A 20982-nucleotide genomic window follows, 5' to 3' on the forward strand; every position below is an offset into this window, starting at 1 on the left:
AGTCAACCCGTAAATAAACAGGCTACTGGTGGCTGATACCCAATAGCCGCAACCCTATATTCACTTAACCATTTTATTTCGTTTCACTACTTATGAAACTACGTAGTCTGTTTCTGAGTGCCCTGTTTTTGCTCTGGGTGCTAACGGCCCAGGCGCAGTCGCGTCGGCGGTCGCAACTGACGGCCCCGCAGAACAACGGTCCGGTACCGGTAGTGTCGGCACCGGAAGCTCACCTGCTCGAGAGTTTGCGGCTGAACAGTTCGTTGCTGAACCAGGCCGTCAAATACTCAATCTACCTGCCGCCCGACTATTACGTTTCCAACCGGCGCTACCCGGTCGTTTATTTGCTCCACGGCTATACCGACAACGAAACGGGTTGGGTACAATTTGGTGAAGCCAATCGCATCGTCGACGAAAAAATCAGGTCGGGCGAGCTGCCACCCATGATTATTGTCATGCCCGACGCGGGCGTAACGTGGTATATGAACGACTACCTGGGCAAGGTGCGCTACGAAGATATGTTTGTTCAGGAGTTTATTCCGCACATCGACTCCATGTACCGCACCCGGACCCAGCGCGAGTATCGGGCCGTTTCGGGCTTGTCGATGGGCGGACATGGGTCGCTGCTGCTGGCCATGCATCATCCCGATCTGTTTGGCTCGTGTGCAGCTCTCAGCGCGGCTGTCTTTACCGAAGAAGGCATTGCCACTACGCCCGACGAGCAGTATGACCAGGTATTTGCGGCCCTGTTTAGCGGTCCGGTCAAAGGCGAAGAGCGGATCACGACCCATTTCAAACGCAACAGCCCACTTACCCTGGCCCGCTCGGCTCCCGAAAACGATCTGAAAAAAGTGCGCTGGTACATGGATTGTGGCGACGATGACTTTCTGAGTGCGGCCAACGCACAACTCCATATCGAACTGCTCAAGCGCAAAATTCCGCACGAATACCGCGTCCGCGACGGAGCCCATACCTGGACCTACTGGCGAACCGGTTTGCCCGATGCTCTGTCGTTCATAGCGCGGAGTTTTCAGCGAGAATAACCGAATGGAGTTGTACACCGAAAAGGCCTTTCCTGAAGGCCTTTTTTTATGGCCCTAGGGTTGGCGGATGGGCACGATCGCTTCGGTCTGATCCCAGGTCAGCAGCATATCGGCGCCGTTGCTGGCCGGTACAAAACTGATCAGAAACTGCTCCATCGGCGGGGTATGCGGGCGTGTGTTCACCTGCACGCGCATCACGTCCTGCTTTTGGTCGTAGTTGGTACCCCACTGCCCGGTTTCGCCATTGATGATAACCGTCCAGCCCTGTGGCGACGGAATGGTCCAGAGCGAGTAGTCGCCGGCCTTGAGCGACTGCCCCGCCAGAATAACGTCCTGCCCCAGGTGAATAACGGTTGCTTCGTTCGCGCCGGTGCGCCATACCTCACCGTAGGGAACCAGCCCGCCGAAGATTGGTCGGCCTTTGCGGGCGGGGCGGCAATAATCGACTTTCAGCGTGAAGCCGTTCTGATCGAACTGAGCGACGGCTTCGGGGCTGGCCGATTTGGTAAAGGTGCGCAGGGCAAAGAAGGCTACGAGCAGCACGGCCCCAATGATAGCCAGAATAATCCCAATGCGTTTCATGATAGTTAGGGTGGTTTTTAACGGAATGCGCGCAAGTTAGTGGTAATCTTTAACTTGACATGATCATCCCGACTATGCCCTGCTGAGCTCTTGAAGTCGATACGACCGGTGGGGACCCCTGAAGTAGGCGAGACAGGCTGATCTGACGCCCCTTCTGTACATGATTTTGTTACGCTGCCGCCGAAAGCGTCCGGGCTATAAATCTTATGGTTGCTTTCGGCGGCAGCATAACAAAAAAATAAAACGATAATTCTGGCAGTGCGAAACGGTTATAGATAGTAACTGCCGGTTCGTTCATGGCCGGTCAGGTCGTTACGCTGTCTCTTTCTTCAGCCGGTCGCGGAGCTGGAATAGCTCGTCGCGGAGCCGGGCGGCTTCGAGGAAGTCGAGGTCTTTGGCGGCCCGCTCCATTTTGGACTGGGTTTCGTTGATAACCTTTTCGAGATCGTTTTTGCCCATGTACTGAACCACAGGATCGGCGGCAATCCGAATCTCTTCGGGCTCGACATAAAACTGACGGACTTTTGAGTCGGCCACTTTGGTCTGCCCCATAATTGACTCGCGCGATTTCAGCACCGTTGTTGGCGTGATGCCGTGGTCGGTATTGTACTCGATCTGGATGGCCCGGCGCCGGTTCGTCTCGTCGATCGCCTTTTGCATGGAACCCGTAATGGTATCGGCGTACATAATCACCTTGCCGTTCGCATTCCGGGCAGCCCGGCCAATGGTCTGGATGAGCGAGCGGATGTCGCGCAGAAAACCTTCTTTGTCGGCATCCATGATCGCCACCAGCGATACCTCGGGTAAGTCGAGACCTTCGCGGAGCAGGTTCACGCCCACGAGCACGTCGAAGTTACCAAGCCGCAGGTCGCGCAGGATCTCCACCCGATCGAGGGTTTTTACTTCGGAGTGGATGTATCGGGTTTTGATGCCCACCCGTTCGAGGTATTTGGTCAGCTCTTCGGCCATGCGCTTGGTCAGCGTCGTAACCAGTACCCGCTCGCCGGCTTTAACGCGGGCGTCGATGGATTCGAGCAGGTCGTCGATCTGGTTCAGGCTCGGCCGGACGTCAATTTCGGGGTCGAGCAGACCCGTTGGGCGGATCAGCTGCTCCACAACAACTCCTTCGGCTTTGCGGAGTTCGTAGTCCGACGGCGTGGCCGATACGTAAATCGTCTGGCCCGACAGGTCTTCGAATTCCTGGAAGGTAAGGGGCCGGTTGTCCATGGCGCTGGGAAGTCGGAATCCGTAGTCGACCAGGGCCGTTTTTCGGGATCGGTCACCTCCCCACATGGCCCGAATCTGCGGAATCGTTACGTGGCTCTCGTCGACAACCAGCAGGTAATCGTCCGGAAAATAGTCGAGCAGACAGAACGGGCGCTGGCCGGGTTTGCGCCGGTCGAAGTAGCGCGAATAGTTCTCGATACCGGAGCAGTAGCCCAGCTCGCGCATCATTTCAAGATCAAACTCGGTCCGTTCCTTGATGCGGGTCGCTTCCTGCTCGCGAAACTCCGACTCGAAGTAGCGAACCTGCGAGACCAGATCGTCCTGAATTTCATAGATGGCGTTGTTGAGCGTATCGCGGCCTGTCACGAACAGGTTGGCCGGGAAGATAGTCACCAGGTTCTCGTTCGAAATTTTCTTGCCGGTCGAGGGGTCGATTCGCTGAATGGATTCGATTTCATCGCCGAAGAAAATGACCCGGTAAGCAAAGTCGGCATAGGCCACGTAGAGATCGACCGTATCGCCTTTGACGCGGAAGTTGCCGCGCTGAAACTCGCCTTCGGTGCGGCTGTACAGAATCTCGACCAGCTTGTGAAGAAACGCGTTGCGGCTCATCTGCTCGCCAACCCCGATGTTAACGACGTTGCGCTTAAACTCATCGGGATTGCCCATACCGTAGATGCACGATACCGAGGCCACTACGATCACATCGCGCCGACCGCTCATCAGAGCCGACGTGGCCGAGAGCCGGAGCTTGTCGATCTCCTCGTTAATGGCCAGGTCTTTCTCAATATAGGTGCCGGTCGTGGCGATGTAGGCTTCGGGCTGGTAATAGTCGTAGTAGGAGATAAAATACTCGACGGCATTGTTGGGGAAAAACTGCTTGAACTCACCATACAGCTGGGCAGCCAGCGTTTTGTTGTGGCTCAGCACCAGCGTTGGCCGGTTGGTCCGGGCAATCAGGTTAGCTATAGTAAACGTTTTTCCAGATCCGGTAACACCCAGCAACACCTGCGCGGGTTCGCCTTCCTGTATACCCTTAATCAGTTGCTCAATCGCCTTTGGCTGATCGCCGGTGGGCTGAAATTCAGAGGTTAATTCGAAGTTCATTCGTAGCGTTGTAGAACGCTGGCTAATTTACGCAAAAACGGCCGTGATAGCAAGGTTGTTTCCGGTAATACCGACAAGCGATACAGAGGCATTTTCGGTGCCGTGATCAGCTTAGCCCTATTTTTGCAGGAATAGCAATAGCCTGGTGTGAACCTGGGCTTACATTGCCATTTTTTACAATGGCCACGCCCCGGTATGGACAATAGATATCAACCAGACTCGCAGGTTCAATACGTACGGAAACAGCCAGTCTGGGTGTTTTGCCTGCTCTCCTTTTTTACGTTTGGCCTGTACACGATGTACTGGCTATATCGAAACTGGTGCTTCTTCAGGGATGTCTACGAGTGGGATATTTACCCATTCTGGCGCGCTGTGTTCAACGTATTTTTTGTCCATACGCTACTGGAGCACATTAACGATCTGGCTGTGGAGAAAGGGCATCCCGGCATCAGCAGTAACGGGTACGCAACCGGTTACGTGATTTTCGAGATCCTGCAGCGCGTGCTGAATCGAACCATGCCAAACTACGTTGTGCTGATTTATCTGCTCCTGCTGCCGTTTGTATGGCTGGTGCCCACCGTAAAGCAGCTCAACTACATCTACGAGCAGGCCAATCCGGATACGTACCATCCGCCTTTTACCCCCCGCGAACTGGTGGCCCTGATGCTGGGCGGGCTGGTTATTGCCCTGGCGGTACTGGGTCTGCTTACTACTTAGCCGATCTCCCGTTTCAGGATAACCAGCAGTCCTTTGGTGGCCCCCTGCTGCCAGTTCAAATCAACGGTGGAGGTGACTTCCCAGCCCTCACGGCCCAGTTTGTTCAGCTTGTCGTTCAGTTGCTGGGAGTCAATTTTATTGTTCCAGAAACCACTGGTGTCTACTTCGAGGGTCAGGTATTCGAATCGTTTCATAAGCGTAGCTGAAAAAAAGCCCCCGCGTTTTGGCAGGGGCTTCAGGATATAACGTTTTAAGTTACTTCTTTTGGGAGGCCAGCTTCTCTTCCAGCTCTAGCCGTACCTGCCTGAGCTCCTGACTCAGGTGGGTGTTCCGCAGCACCACCCGTTTCAGCAACGTTTCAGCCTGACTGATCAACTGCTGCCCTTCTGTGGCTAACTGCTGAGCCTGCTGCTGTTTATCGGCGGATGTCATAAGTTGCGGTTTAGTAAGTCCAACATAAATTTAGCGTGCGCCACATCCAATTCCAAATCGGCGAGCCGGGCCTGTTCAACAGAAAGCAATTGCCGTAGCCTTGTATCTTGATTCCGTAACTGTTGAGCCACTTCGTTGCCTTCTTCTCGTAAATCCACTGCTCTTAAATAAAGTTTTCGTAGATCGAACAAAAGCAATTCTATTTGCAGGATGTCGCCGACTGAATCGAGAACGTCTGTTTCTTTCTGACGAAGAAACTGCTCATAATAGTCTTTGTTTTTCTCCAAGTTTGGTGGATGGATTGGAATTAAAAAAGCCCCTGCGTTTTGGCAGGGGCTTCAAGATATAAAAAAACGTCAAATTGGTTTACCCAACGCTGCCTTCGAGGCTGATGGCGAGCAGCTTTTGCGCTTCCACAGCAAACTCCATGGGCAACTGATTCAGCACCTCTTTGGCGTACCCGTTGATGATGAGCGCCACGGCCTGCTCGGTCGGGATGCCGCGCTGGTTGCAATAGAACAGCTGATCTTCTCCGATTTTTGAGGTAGTAGCCTCGTGCTCGACCGTGGCCGATGGGTTGTTTACTTCCAGATACGGGAACGTATGCGCACCACATTTGTCGCCCAGCAGCAGCGAGTCGCACTGCGAGTAGTTACGGGCGTTCTCGGCCCGCTTTAGTACCTGCACCAGCCCGCGGTATGAGTTCTGGCTCTTGCCGGCCGAGATTCCTTTCGATACAATGCGGCTCTTCGTATTCTTACCGATGTGAACCATCTTGGTGCCTGTATCGGCCTGCTGCATGTTGTTGGTAACGGCTACCGAGTAAAACTCCCCGATTGAGTTATCGCCTTTCAGGATAACCGAGGGATATTTCCAGGTAATGGCCGAACCGGTTTCAACCTGAGTCCAGGAGATTTTGGCGTTCGGGCCGTCGCAGATACCGCGTTTGGTAACGAAGTTATAGATACCGCCTTTGCCGTCCTTGTCGCCGGGATACCAGTTCTGTACGGTCGAGTATTTGATTTCGGCGTTCCCCATCGCAATCAGTTCAACAACGGCTGCGTGGAGCTGATTTTCATCGCGCATGGGGGCCGTGCAGCCTTCCAGGTAGCTTACGTACGATCCTTCGTCAGCAATGATGAGCGTCCGTTCAAACTGGCCCGTTCCGGCTGCGTTGATACGGAAGTAGGTCGACAGCTCCATTGGGCAGCGAACCCCTTTCGGAATGTAGCAGAACGAACCGTCGGTAAACACCGCTGCATTCAGCGCTGCGAAGTAGTTGTCTTTGGCGGGTACTACCGAGCCCATGTATTTTTTCACCAGCTCGGGATGCTCGTGAACCGCTTCGGAGATAGAGCAGAAAATAATGCCCCGCTCAGCCAGGTCTTTCTTGAACGTGGTGGCTACCGAAACCGAGTCCATCACGGCGTCGACGGCTACTTGAGGCCGTTCGCCCTGGGGTTCGTCGATAACGCCGGCCAGCCGCTTCTGTTCGCTGAGCGAGATGCCCAGTTTATTAAAGGTGTCGAGCAGTTCCGGGTCGATCTCGTCGAGGCTGCCTACGGTTTTCTTCTGCTTGGGAGCCGAGTAATATTTGATGGCCTGGTAGTCGATTTTGGGGTATTTGACATTGGGCCAGTGGGGTTCAGTCATCTCCTGCCAGAGCCGAAACGCCTGGAGCCGCTTTTCGAGCAGCCAGTCGGGTTCGTTCTTCTTGGCCGAGATAAACCGGATGGTACTTTCATCGAGACCTACAGGAGCCTCGTCGGCTTCAATGATAGTCTCAAATCCGTATTTATACTCAGAAGTAGTGATGCTTTCTAAAATCGCAGCGTCCTTGCTCATAGTGTCGGTTGGTCGCGTAGTTTGTTGCGTCCTTACGGTATAATTTTAACAATCAGTTGGGTAGGTGCGTTCCGGGCAAACAGAACAAATATCGGAAAGTTTCCCTGAATATGCCTACTCAGCCCGTTATACGCCGGTCTGATTGCGGAATGCGTAAGCCGATGGCCTAGGCCAGTCGGGTTGCTGTCTGGCCCAAAAGAGGGTCGTGGTTGGCCGGTTTCTTTCGCTAATCGGTTGAGCTCAATGCCGATGCGGCCTCGGCGCACGATCGGACCGGCGCTGCGTTCGTGACCAGAAACCAGCGGGCTGGGTCGATTCCGGGCCTGTATCCGAATCAACCCAGCCCGCTGAAATCGTATTCGGTTGGGGCCTCTATGGCGTAACTGTGTTCATGCGGTTACCGTCGACCCCGATCGTCGAGGCCGCGCAGGGCCAGGTAAAAGGCGATGACGTAGATGAGCTGGGTACCGGCGCTCTGCCAGTCTTCTTTCAGAGTTGTACCAAACAGAAGAGCGGCAATCGTAAGCCCGCCGATGAAGTATCCCCAGCGACTAAACTGCCCGCCCAGCAGGATCAGCACGCCACTGGCAAACTCCACGAAAGGAAGCGTGTACAGGAAGGCATTGGTCAATATCGCAGGCAGAATGGTACTGGCGAAGCCGGCGCCGGTTTTAGTGACGAACGCGCTGAGTTTAGGGATGCGCACCAGACCGTGCATAAGCATGTTGATGCCCAGTCCTAAACGAATAACAAGTTGAGCAAGCTGCGTATTGGTCATGGAGATAGGCCTGTCTGGTCGGGGATTGGAGCGGGTTTAGTTGTCGCCTTCTTCGTACTCGATGTCAACCTGTCCGGCTTCGACATCTTCTTCGGCCAGCAGGTCGTCGTTGACTCCGTTGGCATCGGCGTCTGACTCGTTGACTTCTTCTTTGATGGGTAACGGTCCCTGGTCCCGCACGGGGTTGATGCCCCCGGCCTGGGGTTCGCCCGTGTTGGCTTCCTGAGCCTGCGCCAGCAGTTGAGCTACGCCCTGGTTATCGTCGTCGGCAGGGTTGTAGGATTGGTTGTCGTTGGGGTTCATCGCGTAGTTGGTTTGATTTTTTACCTTTTGTCGGTGGTCGCAGACCCCGACAGTGGGAGAGGCATATACTTTTTAAATACCTTATTCACTCCGGGTGCAGGCTCTATACGCTACCGGACCGGGTTACGTGGCCGCCGAGGGCGTAGTTGTCGTCCTGGTGGTGATCGTGTTCGCCGGTCGGGTCGCCGTCTTCATCAACGGGTTCATCGTCGGTCAGGGCTGCATCTTCAGTATCGCCATCGTCGTCATCGTCGATGGCTGCGCCACTCTGGTTACGGAAGTTCTCGGGATCGATGCGACCGATGCGCGAGCCGATGAGTTCGGTATCGCCGTCGCCGGGGGTAAGATGGTCGATTAATGTATTCATGGTCGTTGAGTATGGTTCTTTGCTGAATAACCCGGTAGAACCTGGAAAGGTTAGACTTATCGATCTATGTATTTCATTTTCTGACTCTTGCATGTGATGAAATTCGTTCTTATGCTCATTGGCGGACTCCTGCCCGGCTGGTTGTATGCCCAGGCTGACCGTGAGCCGCTGTTTACTTCCTTCGACGGAACCCGTATTCATTACGACGTGATCGGCGCGGGCCAGCCCGTTGTGCTGCTGCACGGCTTCATCACCAATGGCGAAAGCTGGAAACGCGCGCCCGTTCGGCAGGCGCTGGCCGACGCGGGGTTTCGGGTCGTTACGCTCGACCTGCGGGGTAACGGCCGCTCCGACCGCCCCCATACGGCGGAGGCTTATCAGTACGACGCCGAACTGAAAGACGTCATGGCGCTGATGAAACACCTCGGTCTGACAAATTACGATGTGGTCGGCTATTCGCGCGGGGCCATCCTGACGGCTAAGCTGCTGACGATGAAAGCCCCCGTACGGCGGGCGGTTATGGGGGGCATGAGTGCCGACTTTACCGACCCCAACTGGTACCGGCGCAAAAACTTTTTCGAAGCGCTGACCAAGCCCGGCTCGCATCCGGAGTTGCAGGAGGCCGTTGCCTACGCCAAACGGAGCGGAGCCGATACCCTCGCGCTGGCCCGGCTGCAGGAGTTTCAGCCGACGGCCAGCCGGGCCGAACTGGGGCGAATTACGGTGCCGCTGCTGGTCGTTAACGGCGATCAGGATCACGACAACGGCGATCCGCAGTCGCTGATCGATATTGTACCGGGGGCGCGGCTGGTTACGGTGCCGGGTACTCATAATACGACCATGAGTACGCCCGCTTTCGCGCAGGCGGTGCTTATGTTTCTGAAGCAATAAGCGGTTGGCGAGACCTTAACAGAAGCGTAACAGGGCCGTGATTATTTGCGTCTACTTTTACGAAAACGTCTTTCTTATGCGTCGACTTCTGCTTCTTATCAGTTGTACACTCTTCGGTATGTACGCGGCTACTGCCCAATCAGCCCAGCGCTTGACGCTGCCCAACGGCTGGAGCCTGACACCCTATGGTCGCTCACTACCGCTGGGTGATCTGCCGTTGAATCTGGCGGTTTCGGCCGATGGTCGACGGCTGGCGGTGACCAACAACGGACAGAGTACCCAAACGATTCAGCTGATCGATATCGCGGGCGAAAAACTGCTGAGCGAAGTCGAGATCGCCAAGTCGTGGGTCGGTCTGCGTTTCACCCCCGATGGAAAACGGCTGCTGGCGTCGGGAGGGAACGACAACCGGGTACTGATCTACGACGTGTCGGACAATAAGCTGGTCAAAACCGACTCGGTCGTACTAGGAAAACCCTGGCCGGTCCGGATTTCGGTGGCGGGTGTCGAGACGGATCGGAGCGGCAAAACGCTCTATGCCGTCACTAAAGACGATAGTATGCTGTACGTCTGCAACCTGGCCACGAAGCAAATTACCAGCCGCATTAAACTGCCCGCTGAAGCCTATACCTGCCAGCGGTCTCCCGTCTCGGATGAACTTTATATTACGGCCTGGGGCGCTGATAAGGTGCTGATCTACGACCCCAGCCAGCAGAAGCTGACCGGCGAGATAGCCGTAGGAAGCCGTCCGAACGATCTGACTTTCAGCCGCGACGGCAAGTATCTGTTTGTGGCCAACGCTAACGATAATGCCGTATCAGTCATTGACCTGAAAACGCGCCGGGTGCTCGAAACCGTAACGACGGCGCTCTATCCCGATGCCCCGGCGGGCAGTACGCCCAACGGACTGGCGCTGACCCCCGACGGTAAAACGCTGCTGGTAGCCAATGCCGATAACAACTGTCTGGCGGTGTTCGACGTGTCGAAGCCGGGGCGGAGCCGGTCGCTGGGATTCATTCCAACGGGCTGGTACCCAACAGCCGTGAAGGTGGTGGGTAAGAAAGTGCTGGTAGCCAATGGTAAAGGGTTCTCCTCGAAGGCCAATCCCAACGGACCCAACCCGTATAAACGTCGTGAGTCGGGTACTGAATATATAGCCGGTCTGTTCAAAGGCACCCTGTCGATCTTTACCCTGCCCGCTTCCAAAGCGATGGCAACGCTCTCGAAACAGGTTTACCAGAATACGCCCTATACCAAAGAAAAAGAGAAGCTGGCGGCCGGCGAAGCCAACTCGCCCATTCCGAAGCGGGTAGGAGAGAAGTCGGCCCAGATTAAATACGTGTTCTACATCATCAAGGAAAACCGCACCTACGATCAGCTATTTGGCGATATGCCCGAGGGCAATGGCGATACGTCTTTGTGCATCTTTCCGGAGAAAGTTACTCCTAACCACCACGCGCTGGCCCGGGAGTTTGTGCTGCTGGACAACTTCTATGTCGATGCTGAGGTGAGCGCCGACGGGCATAACTGGAGCACGGCCGCCTACGCTAACGACTACGTTGAAAAGACGTGGCCCACCAGCTACGGCGGGCGGGGCGGTACTTATGACTACGAAGGAAGCCGCCCCATTGCGTATCCCAAAAAAGGATTTATCTGGGATTACTGCCAGCGAGCCGGGTTACGATACCGCAGCTACGGCGAATTTGAAGCCTACTCCAAACGGAAAGGCTCGGCGCTAGACGGTCGGTTTGTACCGAACTATCCCGATTATGACTTGAAGATCAAGGATATCGAACGGGTCGAGATCTGGAAGCGCGACCTCGATTCGCTGATTGCCCTCGATGCGGTGCCGCATTTCAGCAGCATCCGGTTGGGTAACGACCATACTAGTGGCGCCCGTATCGGAGCGCCTACCCCGGCGGCTCACGTGGCCGACAATGACCTGGCCCTGGGCCGTTTTGTCGAACATCTGTCCAAAAGTCCAATCTGGAAAGAGTCGGCCGTGTTTGTGCTCGAAGATGACGCGCAGAACGGAGCCGACCATGTAGACGCCCACCGCTCCCCCGCGCTCGTCATCAGCCCCTATACGAAGCGAAACCACATAGAACACAGTATGTATTCGACCTCGGGCATGCTCCGCACTATGGAACTGATTCTGGGCCTGCCGCCAATGAGCCAGTACGACGCAGCCGCAACACCGATGTTCGCCTGCTTTACAAACACCCCCAACCTGACGCCATACCAGCACAAACCGGCCAACATAGACCTCGAAGCCAAAAACACGGCCATGACCGAACCAGCCCGCCAGTCGGAAAAAATCGACTTGCGCTATGCCGACAAAATCGACGACCGGCTGTTCAACGAAATCATCTGGAAGGCCGTCAGGGGTGAACATGCCGTTATGCCCGCTCCGCGCCGGGGCGCTTTCCTGAACGTAGCCAAAGCCGACGATGATGACGACGACGATTAATTGACCGAAAACCGATAGGTTCCGGCCGGTACTTCGACTACGTAGTACCGGCTGTTTTTTTCGACAAACCGAAGGCCGCTCACCTGCGCAACCGGTTTCCCGTTGCACAGCACCCGTTTTGCTGGCGTTCCGGTCAGTGGCAGGCCAACCGTTGCCGACTGCCTGGGCGGAATGGTAACGGTCATGTTGAGAGCCGCCGGTAATTTGGCGATCTGCACCGACAGGGGGCCGCCCGCCGTAGGCATGGAGGCCGCGATACTGGTCAGGGATGCCAGCTGCGGAAAAATCCGGTACTGGCCCAGCCGGTCGCCCGGTTGCATGCCCGCTACGTATTCGGCCATCAGCAGTAGCGGCCCACCCGACCAGCCGTGGTTGTAGCCACTGTTGCCATGCGCCACACCAGGCCGATCGTCGTAGGCCCATAACTCCCACAGCGTAGAGAGTCGGCTGGTGATCATAGGGCGGTAGCGGGTTTTGATGCGGGCCAGGGCCATGGGCAACCGATTCATCCGGATCAGGCTTTCGAGCACGAACTTTTCCATATACGGACTGGCGTGCTGCTGGGTCGAAAATACCTGTACGATTGCGTCGTATTTGGTAGAGTCGGCTATACCGGCCAGTACCATCAGCGCGTTGGCGCGGTCGTCGGTTTTCTGGGTATACTGCGCATGCCGGTAAGCGCTGCCGTTCCAGCAAACGGGGCTGTTGAGAAACGTACGCAGGCTGTCGAGTCGCTGCTGGTACTGTTGGGCGTGGTCGGGTTGCCGGGTCAGGCTGGCGATGCGGATGGCCGTTTGCAGGGCAATGGCGTACCAGCCGTGCTGAATCAGTACCTGATCCTGGTTGGTACCCCAGTCGCCCCAGTCCCAGCCGCCCTTGCGGTAGTTGAGCTGGCCCGTTGAGTCGGTTTTCCAGAGAGCCAGATACCGGCGCAGGGCGGGGTAGATATGCCGGATCGTAGCGGTGTCGTGCGTATGCCGGAAGTACCGCCAGCTTTCGGCCATCGACATCAGCGACTGGGCCGGGAGTTCCTGTTTCCAGTTGGTTTCGGGCACCGGATTGTAGATGATACTGTCGGGGCGCTGCCAGTCGGCCAGGTTCAGGAACAACTTACGCCCCAGCGCCGTACTGTTCGAGTCCAGGGCGTAGAACGTCTGGCCCATCTGCAGGGCTGCGTCGCCCGCCCACTGGGCCCGTTCGCGGTCGGGGCAGTCCATGAAGTTATCGCGCATGTTGAGATAGAGTGTTCGCTGGGCTTTGTCCCAGAGTTTGTTCAGCATGGGGTCATTGCATCGGAATGACCCGGCAAAGGCGCTGTTGTAGCCCGTTTCCCGGTATTGCACCGTCACGACCGTTACGCTTTTGGGAAGTGCGTACCGGATTTCGTGCCCCGACAACCAGCCGAGCGATTCATAGGTTTGCTGGCCCGCCCGGGTAATGTATTCGGCCCCGTTGGTGTACAGCGAGTCGCTGCCCGATGCGCCCATGAAATAGGTGTCGGAGCCGATCATGATGCGCTGGCCAGCGGGAGCTTTAACGGTCAGCACCGGCGAAACATGGCAATCGTAAGGCAACGTACCGACCAGCGTGTCAGGCTTGTTAGCCTTGCCGATGCGTCGCTGGGTGCGTACGTAGTTTTTCAGCCCATGATCTTTAAACAACGGAATCGGGCGTTTGGTGAGCTGCCCCCAGGGCGCGTTACCCGCCCGCCCTACAATAAACGCGCGCGGCCATGCGCTATCGTCGTAGTCGGCTGTGTACCAGCCGGGCAGGTCATTCTGGGCGTTGAAGCGGATGTTGGGTTCCGACAGCCGGAAGTTGGGCTTCGATAGCTGTGAAGGCTCGTAGGCCGGGTGGGGCCGGGCTTTCCAGCCGAAGCGGTTGAGGAAAGGCCCGGCGCTGGTCTCGCAGTCGAAGAGCAGACCGGTACGGCCGCTGTTGCGGTGGGAGAAGCCTTTGCCGCCCCAGAACCAGACCAGTACTGCTATGGTGTTGGAGCCGGGTTTCAGGTAAGGAGCCAGATTGATTTCGTCGTAGTAGGTGTCGCGCGGATTAGGCCCGCGTTTCAGCCCGCCCTCGTAAACCACCTGCCGACCATTGACCCACAACCAGTACTTACTATCGACCGCAATTCGGGCTATGACCTGGTTGGGCACGGCCCGCAGGCTGGTCGTTTGCCGATAGCAATGCCAGCTATTGGGAGCCGTTGAGTCGGCGGTTGAGGTGGTGAGCCAGAGGGCCTGAAACGGTTGAGCGTGAGTAGCTACAGCTACAAGCAAAAATAAAAGAACGGGCAGGAATCGCATGGGTAAAGGCATCGGTTTCGGGCCGGAAGATACGTTTTTCCGCCTGCTCCCCGTATACAGTCCGGTTGCCGACAGGGTAGTCTGCCAGTAGATCGTTCGGCGGGAAGCGCCTGTCGGGATCAGACAAACCGCTCATTACCGGGTGCTTCTGATGCGCAGGGGGTGTGCTATTTTTTTGCACCTTGCCACCGCCCTGGCCCCTCCTGTATAAGTAACACCATCCGCGCCAGCGCTTCCTATAATCTCCTTTCCAGCCAGAACGAACCGATCATGTTGAAGACAACTTTTCAGACGGAGCTGATACCGCCCGCTCCGGTAAAACGGGGCCATACAGGGGCCGATGTCCGGCGGGTGCAGGAGTGGCTTTGTCTGAACGCCCCCTTTTTTCCGACAGTAGCCCTGGCCGTAACGATCGACAATGACTTCGGACCCGCTACCGAACAGGCGGTCAAACGGTTTCAAAAACGGGTGCAGCTATCGCCAACGGGCGTGGTTACCCCGGCGGTATTCAACCGGCTGACCCGGCCACTCCGTACCGCTTTCACGATGGCCGAGCCCCCGCCAGGGCAGTCGGTGCGGGAGCTGATCGTAGCAGCAGCGGCCCGGCACCGGAGCCAGTTCGCGGCCGAGCTGCAAACCAGTACGCGTACGACTAATCTGGGACCCTGGGTACGCAGCTACTGCGAGGGACTGGAAGGGGCCGATATACTGTGGTGCATGGGATTTGCGCAAGCCATACTCGATCAGGCCGCGTCGGCTGTGGGGCGGGTGTTTACGAGCCTGATGCCCCGCTCGCTCAGCTGCGATGTAGTAGCGCGGGCGGGCCAGGACAGCGGCCGGTTGCTGAGCAGCATAGTGGTTCGGCAAAACCCCGCCCAGGTGCGCCCCGGCGATCTGTTTCTGCTACGTAGGACCGTTCAGAGTAAGCCCGACTGGTTTCATACCGGTATCATCACGGCCGTAGGGGATGGCGTCTTTTCGACCGTTGAGGGTAACACCAACCAGACCGGTTCGCCCAACGGGACGGCCGTATTTGCCCGCGTGCGCAACTTCCGCCAGCAAACCCTGGACGTTTTCTCGGTCGAGGGCTTGTGAGCCGCTCTAAACAGCTACGTATTGAGTCTGTGCTGATTGTTAGATTATTAGTTTAAGGATATAGAAATTGTAGAAAAGAGTGGTCCGCTGTGGGGCACTGGCCTGTTATATTGGTTACTGAACTAATCAGTTGATTTGGTATCTTGCCTTACAAACCTATACACATGCGTCGATTTGTACTGCTGTTTCTCTGCGCAACGGCCTTGCTGCATCCGCTGTCAGCGCAGCGGGTTCAACTACCGGTCGAGGTAATCAAAGACCGCTGGGGCGTTAACCACATCTATGCCCGCAACGAACACGATCTGTTTTTTGCGCAGGGGTACCTGGCCGCGCAGGATCGGCTTTTTCAGCTGGAAATGTGGCGTCGGCAGGCAACGGGAACGGTGGCCGAGCTGCTTGGTCCGCAGGAAGTAAAGCGCGACATCGGTACGCGGCTGTTCCGGTACCGCACGGGCGGAGCAAACGGTACGCTCGACCAGGAGCTGAGCCATTACCACCCGCGCGGCCCGCAAATTGTGCGGGCGTTTGTTGAAGGCATCAACGCCTACATTGCCGAGATCCTGAAAACGCCCGAAAAGCTGCCGTTCGAGTTTCGGGTGCTCAATACCAAACCCGGTTTCTGGACGCCTGAGGTGGTCATCAGCCGTCACCAGGGCCTGCTGGGAAATGTTCGCGACGAGTTGAACTACGGGCGGCTGGTCAAACTGATCGGGCCCGAAAAGCTGCGTAGTCTCCAGTGGTTTCATCCGGTGGCCAGCCCCGCCGAGCCTGATCTGACGCTGCACGTGAACGGCGATGAACTCTTTCAACCAATACTGGGTCTGTACGAAGCGTTTCGGCTACCGCTCAAGTTTCAGGGGCGGGCTACCAAAGCCGACGAAGACGAAGCGCAGACAGACGCCTATTTCGACACCGAAAAACAATACGTTGGCTCGAACAACTGGGTACTGGCGGGTAATAAATCGTCTAGCGGATATCCCATGCTGGCCAACGACCCTCACCGCGCCCAAAGTACGCCCTCGCTGCGGTATTGGGTGCATCTGCACGCGCCGGGCTGGAACGTAATCGGCGCGGGCGAGCCAACCCTGCCGGGCGTGTCGATCGGTCATAACGACTACGGTGCCTGGGGACTGACCATCTTCGAAACCGATAACGAAGACCTGCTGGTGTACGAAACCAATCCGAAGAACCCCAATCAATACCGCTACAAAGGCAAGTGGGCACCCCTGACGATCCGGACCGAAACGATTCCGGTCAAAGGCGGAGCCCCCGTTACGGTCGAGCTGAAATATACGCGCCACGGCCCGGTGGTGTTCGAAGACAAAGCCGCCCATAAGGCCTACGCCATCCGGGCGGGCTGGCTCGAGCGGGGATGTGCGCCTTACCTGGCCAGTCTGCGGATGAACCAGTCGCGGTCGTGGGCCGAGTTCCGGCAGGCCTGTACCTACAGCCGGATTCCGGGCGAGAACATGATCTGGGCGGGTCGTCCTCTGGCCGGTAAAGCAACTGAACCCAACGGAACCATTGGCTGGCAGGCCGTAGGCCTATCGCCCATCCGGAAAAACTTCAGCGGGCTGGTGCCCGTACCAGGCGACGGCCGGTTCGAGTGGGGCGGGTACCTGCCCATTCAGCAACTGCCCAACAAACTCAACCCGCCCGAAGGCTATGTGGTAACGGCTAATAACAACCTGACCCCGGTCAACTTTCCAAACCGGAACGCCATTGGCTGGACCTGGGCCGCCCCCAGCCGTGCCCACCGGATCGAAGAGGTGCTGGGCGAAGGCAAGCGGCAGAACCTGGTCGATTTTATGGCGCTCCAGGCCGATTACCTGTCCATTCCGGCCCGTACGCTGGTGCCGCTGCTAACCCATCTGGCTTCGTCCGAAAACCGCACGGAGCAGGCCCTGAGCTACCTCCGCAAATGGGATTTTCGACTCAACCCCGAGTCGGTGGCAGCCGCTATTTACGTAGCCTGGGAAGGTCAACTGAAAAAAGCCGTCTACGAAGCGCAGGTGCCCCAGAACGCGCGGCCCTACCTGCGGAGCCTGCCCTCAAAACGGATCATTGATGCGTTGCTGGTGCCGACCCCCGCCCGCGACAGTTTGTTGCTCACCAGCCTCGACCGGGCTGTGGCCGAATTGACCGCCCGCCTGGGCAACGACATGGACGACTGGAGCTACGGTCAGCGTAAAAACAAGCACATCACCATTACCCACCCGCTCAGCGATCTGGTCGACAAAGCTATGCAGCAGCGGATTAACCTGGGGCCGGTAGCGCGGGGTGGCTACGGCGAAACCGTCAACGCTACCGCCAACGACCTGAACCAGACCCACGGAGCCTCGTTCCGGATTCTGGTCGATACCGAAGATTGGGACAAAACGCTGGGTATTAATAGTCCCGGTCAGTCAGGTGATCCCGATAGCCCGCACTACGGCGACCTCTTTCCGCTCTGGGCCGAGAATGGGTATTTTCCGGTATTTTTCTCCCGGGAAAAGATTCAGTCCGTAGCCGAGCGCACTATGCTGATCAGACCTTAACAGGTAGGTGGTCATGCCGTTTACACACAAATAATAACTCCGGGCTTTCTTTTTGGGTTTTGTCTCTATATTGTTTTGTCTATTTGACTAAGTAGGGAGAATTACTCAACTATAACGTGATTCGCACATGCCCTGGCGTATCATTCTGTCGTATGCCGTACTGACCAGCATATTCTATCGGTGCTGGTTGGGTGTTTGCTCCGGCGAGAACAAGATTGTATTACGTCAAGAGTCCGTTTTCCCAGAAGCCCTGGTACAGGCCAACAGCTATGAGCTGGTCGATAATTGCCTGCTGCTTAGCAGCGCTATACGGTGCCCCTTGCCCGCTTTACGGCTGCGCCCGCCCGCCAGGGACGGCTGCCGGTTGTTCTCCCTGCTTTTTTGTACTCGTCGCTACCCATGAAAAACGTATCCGATCAGGAGTTGGTCGACCTGTATCTGCAAACAGGTCATAACCTCTATTTTGCCGAAATTTATACCCGACATTACCAGCGCGTTTACCACCGCTGCCTGATGTACACCGAAAACCATGCCGACGCGCAGGACTTTGCGCAGGAGATTTTCTTGCGCCTGAGCCGGAAACTCAACGGCTACAAAGGCGAAGCGCTGCTCTCGACCTGGCTCCATACCATGACGGTTAATTACTGCATCGACCAGCTCCGCCGAAAACAGCGTATCCGCCAGCATATCCATAACTACGCCCGCGAATGCGCCGAACTGGACGATTTTTCGGGCGATACCGAAGATCGGCGGGTGCTGCTGGCCAACCGGGTGCTGGCTCAGCTGAACCAGCGCCAGCGCGATCTGCTACTGATCAAATACGAACAGGGAAATAAACTCAAAGAGATGGCCCTGGATCGCGACACCACCGCCAGCGCGGTAAAAATGCGGGTCAAGCGCGCCCGCGACCGCGCCCGGATTCTGTATGATCAGATTGTTGAAAAAGAAGGCAGGCGGTAAGTGGGGCGTTGGATTGATTTTTTGCTTAAAAACCCCATGGGGTATATATTCCACTGGCGCTTTTCCGTATGTTTGAGAACATACTAATTCTTTATGCTTACTCGTCAATACTTACCCCTCGTAACCAACCTCTTCCTGTCTGCATGTGTGGCTGCCGGTTTGGCTGGTTGCCAGTCTAAAGGCTCCGACACGAACGAAGCTGCTACAACCGACCATCCGGTGGCTGCTGCCGAGGCCAAACCGGCTGCCCCTGCGGCCAGTCCGGCGCCCGACCCAACCGCTATCCCGGCCGGCAAAATTGCCGATGCGGCTACCATTCTGGCGCGGCCCCAGGTGCCTATCCTCTGCTACCACCAGATTCGCGACTGGCGGCCCAAGGATTCCAAAACGGCTCGGGATTACATCATCCCAACGGCGGCTTTTCAGGAGCAGATGCAGATGCTGGCCGATAGCGGCTACCATACCATTCTGCCCGATCAGCTCTACGCTTACCTGACCACGGGTGCGCCCCTGCCGCCCAAACCGGTCATGCTTACCTTCGACGATGGCGACCTCGATCAGTACGAGACGGCCACGCCCATCCTGGAAAAACACGGCTTTAAAGGCACGTTTTTTATTATGACTGTAGCCATTGGCCGGCGGGGTAAGCAGCCTTACATGGATAAAACCCAGATCAAAGATCTGTCGGATCGTGGTCACGTGATCGGAGCCCATACCTGGGACCACCATAACGTGAAGAAATACCAGGGCGACGACTGGAAAACTCAGATCGACGAACCCAATGCCAAACTGCAAAGCATCACGGGCAAACCCGTTCGGTACTTTGCCTACCCCTTCGGGCTCTGGAACAAAGCCGCCCTACCCGAACTGCAGAAGCGGGGCTACGCAGCTGCTTTTACCCTGGCCGACAAACGCGACGATCAAATGCCGCTCTATACCGTTCGACGGATCATTGCCGGTGGACAGTGGAGCGCCCGCACCCTGCACCGGAATATGGTCGGGAGTTTTGATTGATTTAATTTGGAATAATTCTAAAGTACGTAGACCTTTGCCCGTAATGCGGGTAAGTGCCCGCCTTTTACTGACAAGGCCGGGTGCTTACCCGCATGATGGTTTATGAGAAAAACGTTCGGCAAACTTCACCTGTGGCTTGGGCTGGTATCGGGCCTGATTGTGTTCGTTAGTAGTCTGACAGGTTGTCTGTTCGTTTTTGAAGAAGAGTTGCAGGCGCTTATTCACCGGGATCAGCTGTTTGTGGAGCCGCGCACGAGCCCTGTACTGACCGTTGGACAGGTGGCCGATGTAGTCCGGCGCGACGTTCCGAAGGCGAAGCTGCAGCGTATTTTCCGGCGCCACGAGGCTGACCGCTCCTATCAGGTACTGCTTAAAGACAAGCGGCTCGTCAGTGTGAATCCCTATACCGGCTCGGTACTCGGCATACGTGACCTGAAGCGCGATTTTTTCGCCATCGACCGCGAAATTCATACGACGCTGATGATGGGAAAAACGGGCAGCTACATTATCGGCACGGCCGCGCTGATCTACCTGTTCATGATGGTATCGGGTCTGGTTATGTGGTGGCCCCAGACGAAGCGGATGATCCGGTCGAAGTTCACCGTGAAGTGGGATGCCCGCTGGCCTAAAGTCAACTACGACTGGCACAGCGTGGGGGGATTTTACCTGACCTGGCTGTTGCTGCTCATTCCTATGACAGGGCTGATCTGGTCGTTCGAGTGGTGGGAAAACGGCTTGTATGCCCTCACCGGCTCGCCCGCCCGTGACCGTGCCAAAGTACAGTCGGTCTACCGCCCCGACGCTCGTCCAGCCTCGGTCGATCGGGCCTACGCGCAGGTCGTGGCGCTGGAGCCGAACGCGTTTGAGTCATACGTCATTTTTCCGGCCGATTCGGTAGGGGCGTTGCGGGTGCAGGTCCGGTACGACGAAGGGTCATTGTACCGGAAATACACCATTTACAACTTCGACCAGTATACCGGCGCGGTGCTGAAAGGCAAACGGTATCAGGATTTTTCGCGGGGCGACAGGGCGCGCGGGGCCGCTTACGATATTCATACGGGGGGCTGGCTGGGCTTGCCGGGTAAATTTCTGGCCTTTATGGTGAGCCTGTTTTCGGCGTCGCTCCCCGTGTCGGGCTTTCTGATCTGGTGGAATAAACGGAAGCTGGCCCGGAAAGCGGCTGCCAAACCCGCCCGTAAGCCCGTGTCGGCGCGGGTACCCGCCTGATGTGATTAGGACGATTCCGGTAAGAAATTGCAGTCAATTCTAAATATCGGGACGATTGGCGCGGGCCGAAAACTTTCGGTC

19 protein-coding genes are annotated in these 20982 nt (G+C 56.6%); 9 read left to right on the forward strand and 10 right to left on the reverse strand.

Annotated elements, in window-relative coordinates; all coding sequences use genetic code 11:
- Window positions 1–92 precede the first annotated feature (92 nt).
- Window positions 93–1043 (forward strand): alpha/beta hydrolase, encoded by a 951-nt coding sequence (locus FBR45_RS03070; protein ID WP_138499209.1) that lies wholly within the window; start codon window positions 93–95, stop codon window positions 1041–1043.
- 54 nt (window positions 1044–1097) lie between these two features.
- Here the strand turns inward: FBR45_RS03070 and FBR45_RS03075 are convergent, their stop codons facing one another.
- A complete protein-coding gene (locus FBR45_RS03075) occupies window positions 1098–1625 on the reverse strand; it encodes a DUF2911 domain-containing protein (RefSeq protein WP_138499211.1) in 528 nt (175 codons plus the stop codon).
- Window positions 1626–1937: 312 nt separating this feature from the next.
- On the reverse strand, window positions 1938–3959 hold the full coding sequence (uvrB, locus tag FBR45_RS03080) for an excinuclease ABC subunit UvrB (RefSeq protein WP_138499213.1): 2022 nt from the start codon (window positions 3957–3959) through the stop codon (window positions 1938–1940).
- Window positions 3960–4154: 195 nt separating this feature from the next.
- On the opposite strand from uvrB, the gene FBR45_RS03085 reads away from it, so the two are divergent.
- Entirely contained in the window at window positions 4155–4676 is a 522-nt protein-coding gene (locus tag FBR45_RS03085) for a hypothetical protein (RefSeq protein WP_138499215.1), read from the forward strand.
- Here the strand turns inward: FBR45_RS03085 and FBR45_RS03090 are convergent.
- The 7 genes from FBR45_RS03090 to FBR45_RS03115 all read right to left on the reverse strand — a co-directional run bounded on the left by FBR45_RS03090 (window position 4673) and on the right by FBR45_RS03115 (window position 8401).
- Window positions 4673–4870: a DUF4177 domain-containing protein gene (locus tag FBR45_RS03090; RefSeq protein ID WP_138499217.1), complete on the reverse strand. Its 198-nt coding sequence runs from the start codon at window positions 4868–4870 to the stop codon at window positions 4673–4675. The two genes, FBR45_RS03085 and FBR45_RS03090, sit on opposite strands and share 4 nt — an antisense overlap.
- A gap of 61 nt (window positions 4871–4931) precedes the next feature.
- Window positions 4932–5108, reverse strand: a complete 177-nt coding sequence (locus FBR45_RS26305) for a hypothetical protein (protein WP_171044823.1) — start codon at window positions 5106–5108, stop codon at window positions 4932–4934.
- Window positions 5105–5395 carry a hypothetical protein gene (locus FBR45_RS03095; protein ID WP_138499218.1) on the reverse strand — a complete coding sequence of 97 codons (291 nt, stop codon included), beginning with the start codon at window positions 5393–5395 and terminating at the stop codon, window positions 5105–5107. Before FBR45_RS03095 ends, FBR45_RS26305 begins: the two co-directional genes overlap by 4 nt.
- A gap of 79 nt (window positions 5396–5474) precedes the next feature.
- Window positions 5475–6953 carry a Fe-S cluster assembly protein SufB gene (gene sufB / locus FBR45_RS03100; protein WP_077920852.1) on the reverse strand — a complete coding sequence of 493 codons (1479 nt, stop codon included), beginning with the start codon at window positions 6951–6953 and terminating at the stop codon, window positions 5475–5477.
- A 397-nt stretch (window positions 6954–7350) separates the two neighbouring features.
- Entirely contained in the window at window positions 7351–7731 is a 381-nt protein-coding gene (locus FBR45_RS03105; RefSeq protein WP_138499220.1) for a DoxX family protein, read from the reverse strand.
- Window positions 7732–7767: 36 nt separating this feature from the next.
- Window positions 7768–8034, reverse strand: coding sequence for a hypothetical protein (locus FBR45_RS03110; protein ID WP_138499222.1), 267 nt, complete (start codon window positions 8032–8034; stop codon window positions 7768–7770).
- Between the two features lie 103 nt (window positions 8035–8137).
- On the reverse strand, window positions 8138–8401 hold the full coding sequence (locus tag FBR45_RS03115; protein WP_138499224.1) for a hypothetical protein: 264 nt from the start codon (window positions 8399–8401) through the stop codon (window positions 8138–8140).
- A gap of 96 nt (window positions 8402–8497) precedes the next feature.
- Between FBR45_RS03115 and FBR45_RS03120 the strand changes: the two genes are divergently transcribed.
- Together FBR45_RS03120 and FBR45_RS03125 are read left to right on the forward strand one after the other, a co-directional pair.
- The gene (locus tag FBR45_RS03120; RefSeq protein WP_138499226.1) at window positions 8498–9292 is read left to right on the forward strand and encodes an alpha/beta fold hydrolase; all 795 of its coding nucleotides are present in this window, start codon (window positions 8498–8500) and stop codon (window positions 9290–9292) included.
- 76 nt (window positions 9293–9368) lie between these two features.
- Complete coding sequence (locus tag FBR45_RS03125; protein WP_138499228.1) at window positions 9369–11762, forward strand: beta-propeller fold lactonase family protein; 2394 nt, start codon at window positions 9369–9371, stop codon at window positions 11760–11762.
- Here the strand turns inward: FBR45_RS03125 and FBR45_RS03130 are convergent.
- Window positions 11759–14080 (reverse strand): alpha-L-rhamnosidase-related protein, encoded by a 2322-nt coding sequence (locus tag FBR45_RS03130; RefSeq protein ID WP_138499231.1) that lies wholly within the window; start codon window positions 14078–14080, stop codon window positions 11759–11761. The two genes, FBR45_RS03125 and FBR45_RS03130, sit on opposite strands and share 4 nt — an antisense overlap.
- Window positions 14081–14338: 258 nt before the next feature.
- Here FBR45_RS03130 and FBR45_RS03135 point away from each other — a divergent pair, with 258 nt between their 5' ends.
- The 5 genes from FBR45_RS03135 (at window position 14339) to FBR45_RS03155 (ending at window position 20901) form a co-directional block, all read left to right on the forward strand.
- Window positions 14339–15163 (forward strand): peptidoglycan-binding protein, encoded by an 825-nt coding sequence (locus FBR45_RS03135; RefSeq protein WP_138499233.1) that lies wholly within the window; start codon window positions 14339–14341, stop codon window positions 15161–15163.
- 164 nt (window positions 15164–15327) lie between these two features.
- Window positions 15328–17700 carry a penicillin acylase family protein gene (locus FBR45_RS03140; RefSeq protein ID WP_138499235.1) on the forward strand — a complete coding sequence of 791 codons (2373 nt, stop codon included), beginning with the start codon at window positions 15328–15330 and terminating at the stop codon, window positions 17698–17700.
- Window positions 17701–18099: 399 nt separating this feature from the next.
- Window positions 18100–18660: an RNA polymerase sigma factor gene (locus FBR45_RS03145; protein ID WP_138499237.1), complete on the forward strand. Its 561-nt coding sequence runs from the start codon at window positions 18100–18102 to the stop codon at window positions 18658–18660.
- Window positions 18661–18753: 93 nt separating this feature from the next.
- The gene (locus tag FBR45_RS03150; protein ID WP_138499239.1) at window positions 18754–19674 is read left to right on the forward strand and encodes a polysaccharide deacetylase family protein; all 921 of its coding nucleotides are present in this window, start codon (window positions 18754–18756) and stop codon (window positions 19672–19674) included.
- Window positions 19675–19776: 102 nt separating this feature from the next.
- Entirely contained in the window at window positions 19777–20901 is a 1125-nt protein-coding gene (locus FBR45_RS03155; RefSeq protein WP_138499243.1) for a PepSY-associated TM helix domain-containing protein, read from the forward strand.
- Window positions 20902–20982: the final 81 nt, after the last annotated feature.

Source organism: Spirosoma lacussanchae, from assembly GCF_005870035.1.
Classification (GTDB): domain Bacteria; phylum Bacteroidota; class Bacteroidia; order Cytophagales; family Spirosomataceae; genus Spirosoma; species Spirosoma lacussanchae.

Coding starts and splice junctions, on each gene's coding strand:
- FBR45_RS03070 (WP_138499209.1), top strand. CDS start 93: ATGAAACTACGTAGTCTGTTTCTGAGTGCCCTGTTTTTGCTCTGGGTG.
- FBR45_RS03075 (WP_138499211.1), bottom strand. CDS start 1,625: ATGAAACGCATTGGGATTATTCTGGCTATCATTGGGGCCGTGCTGCTC.
- uvrB (WP_138499213.1), bottom strand. CDS start 3,959: ATGAACTTCGAATTAACCTCTGAATTTCAGCCCACCGGCGATCAGCCA.
- FBR45_RS03085 (WP_138499215.1), top strand. CDS start 4,155: ATGGACAATAGATATCAACCAGACTCGCAGGTTCAATACGTACGGAAA.
- FBR45_RS03090 (WP_138499217.1), bottom strand. CDS start 4,870: ATGAAACGATTCGAATACCTGACCCTCGAAGTAGACACCAGTGGTTTC.
- FBR45_RS26305 (WP_171044823.1), bottom strand. CDS start 5,108: ATGACATCCGCCGATAAACAGCAGCAGGCTCAGCAGTTAGCCACAGAA.
- sufB (WP_077920852.1), bottom strand. CDS start 6,953: ATGAGCAAGGACGCTGCGATTTTAGAAAGCATCACTACTTCTGAGTAT.
- FBR45_RS03105 (WP_138499220.1), bottom strand. CDS start 7,731: ATGACCAATACGCAGCTTGCTCAACTTGTTATTCGTTTAGGACTGGGC.
- FBR45_RS03110 (WP_138499222.1), bottom strand. CDS start 8,034: ATGAACCCCAACGACAACCAATCCTACAACCCTGCCGACGACGATAAC.
- FBR45_RS03115 (WP_138499224.1), bottom strand. CDS start 8,401: ATGAATACATTAATCGACCATCTTACCCCCGGCGACGGCGATACCGAA.
- FBR45_RS03120 (WP_138499226.1), top strand. CDS start 8,498: ATGAAATTCGTTCTTATGCTCATTGGCGGACTCCTGCCCGGCTGGTTG.
- FBR45_RS03125 (WP_138499228.1), top strand. CDS start 9,369: ATGCGTCGACTTCTGCTTCTTATCAGTTGTACACTCTTCGGTATGTAC.
- FBR45_RS03130 (WP_138499231.1), bottom strand. CDS start 14,080: ATGCCTTTACCCATGCGATTCCTGCCCGTTCTTTTATTTTTGCTTGTA.
- FBR45_RS03135 (WP_138499233.1), top strand. CDS start 14,339: ATGTTGAAGACAACTTTTCAGACGGAGCTGATACCGCCCGCTCCGGTA.
- FBR45_RS03140 (WP_138499235.1), top strand. CDS start 15,328: ATGCGTCGATTTGTACTGCTGTTTCTCTGCGCAACGGCCTTGCTGCAT.
- FBR45_RS03145 (WP_138499237.1), top strand. CDS start 18,100: ATGAAAAACGTATCCGATCAGGAGTTGGTCGACCTGTATCTGCAAACA.
- FBR45_RS03150 (WP_138499239.1), top strand. CDS start 18,754: ATGCTTACTCGTCAATACTTACCCCTCGTAACCAACCTCTTCCTGTCT.
- FBR45_RS03155 (WP_138499243.1), top strand. CDS start 19,777: ATGAGAAAAACGTTCGGCAAACTTCACCTGTGGCTTGGGCTGGTATCG.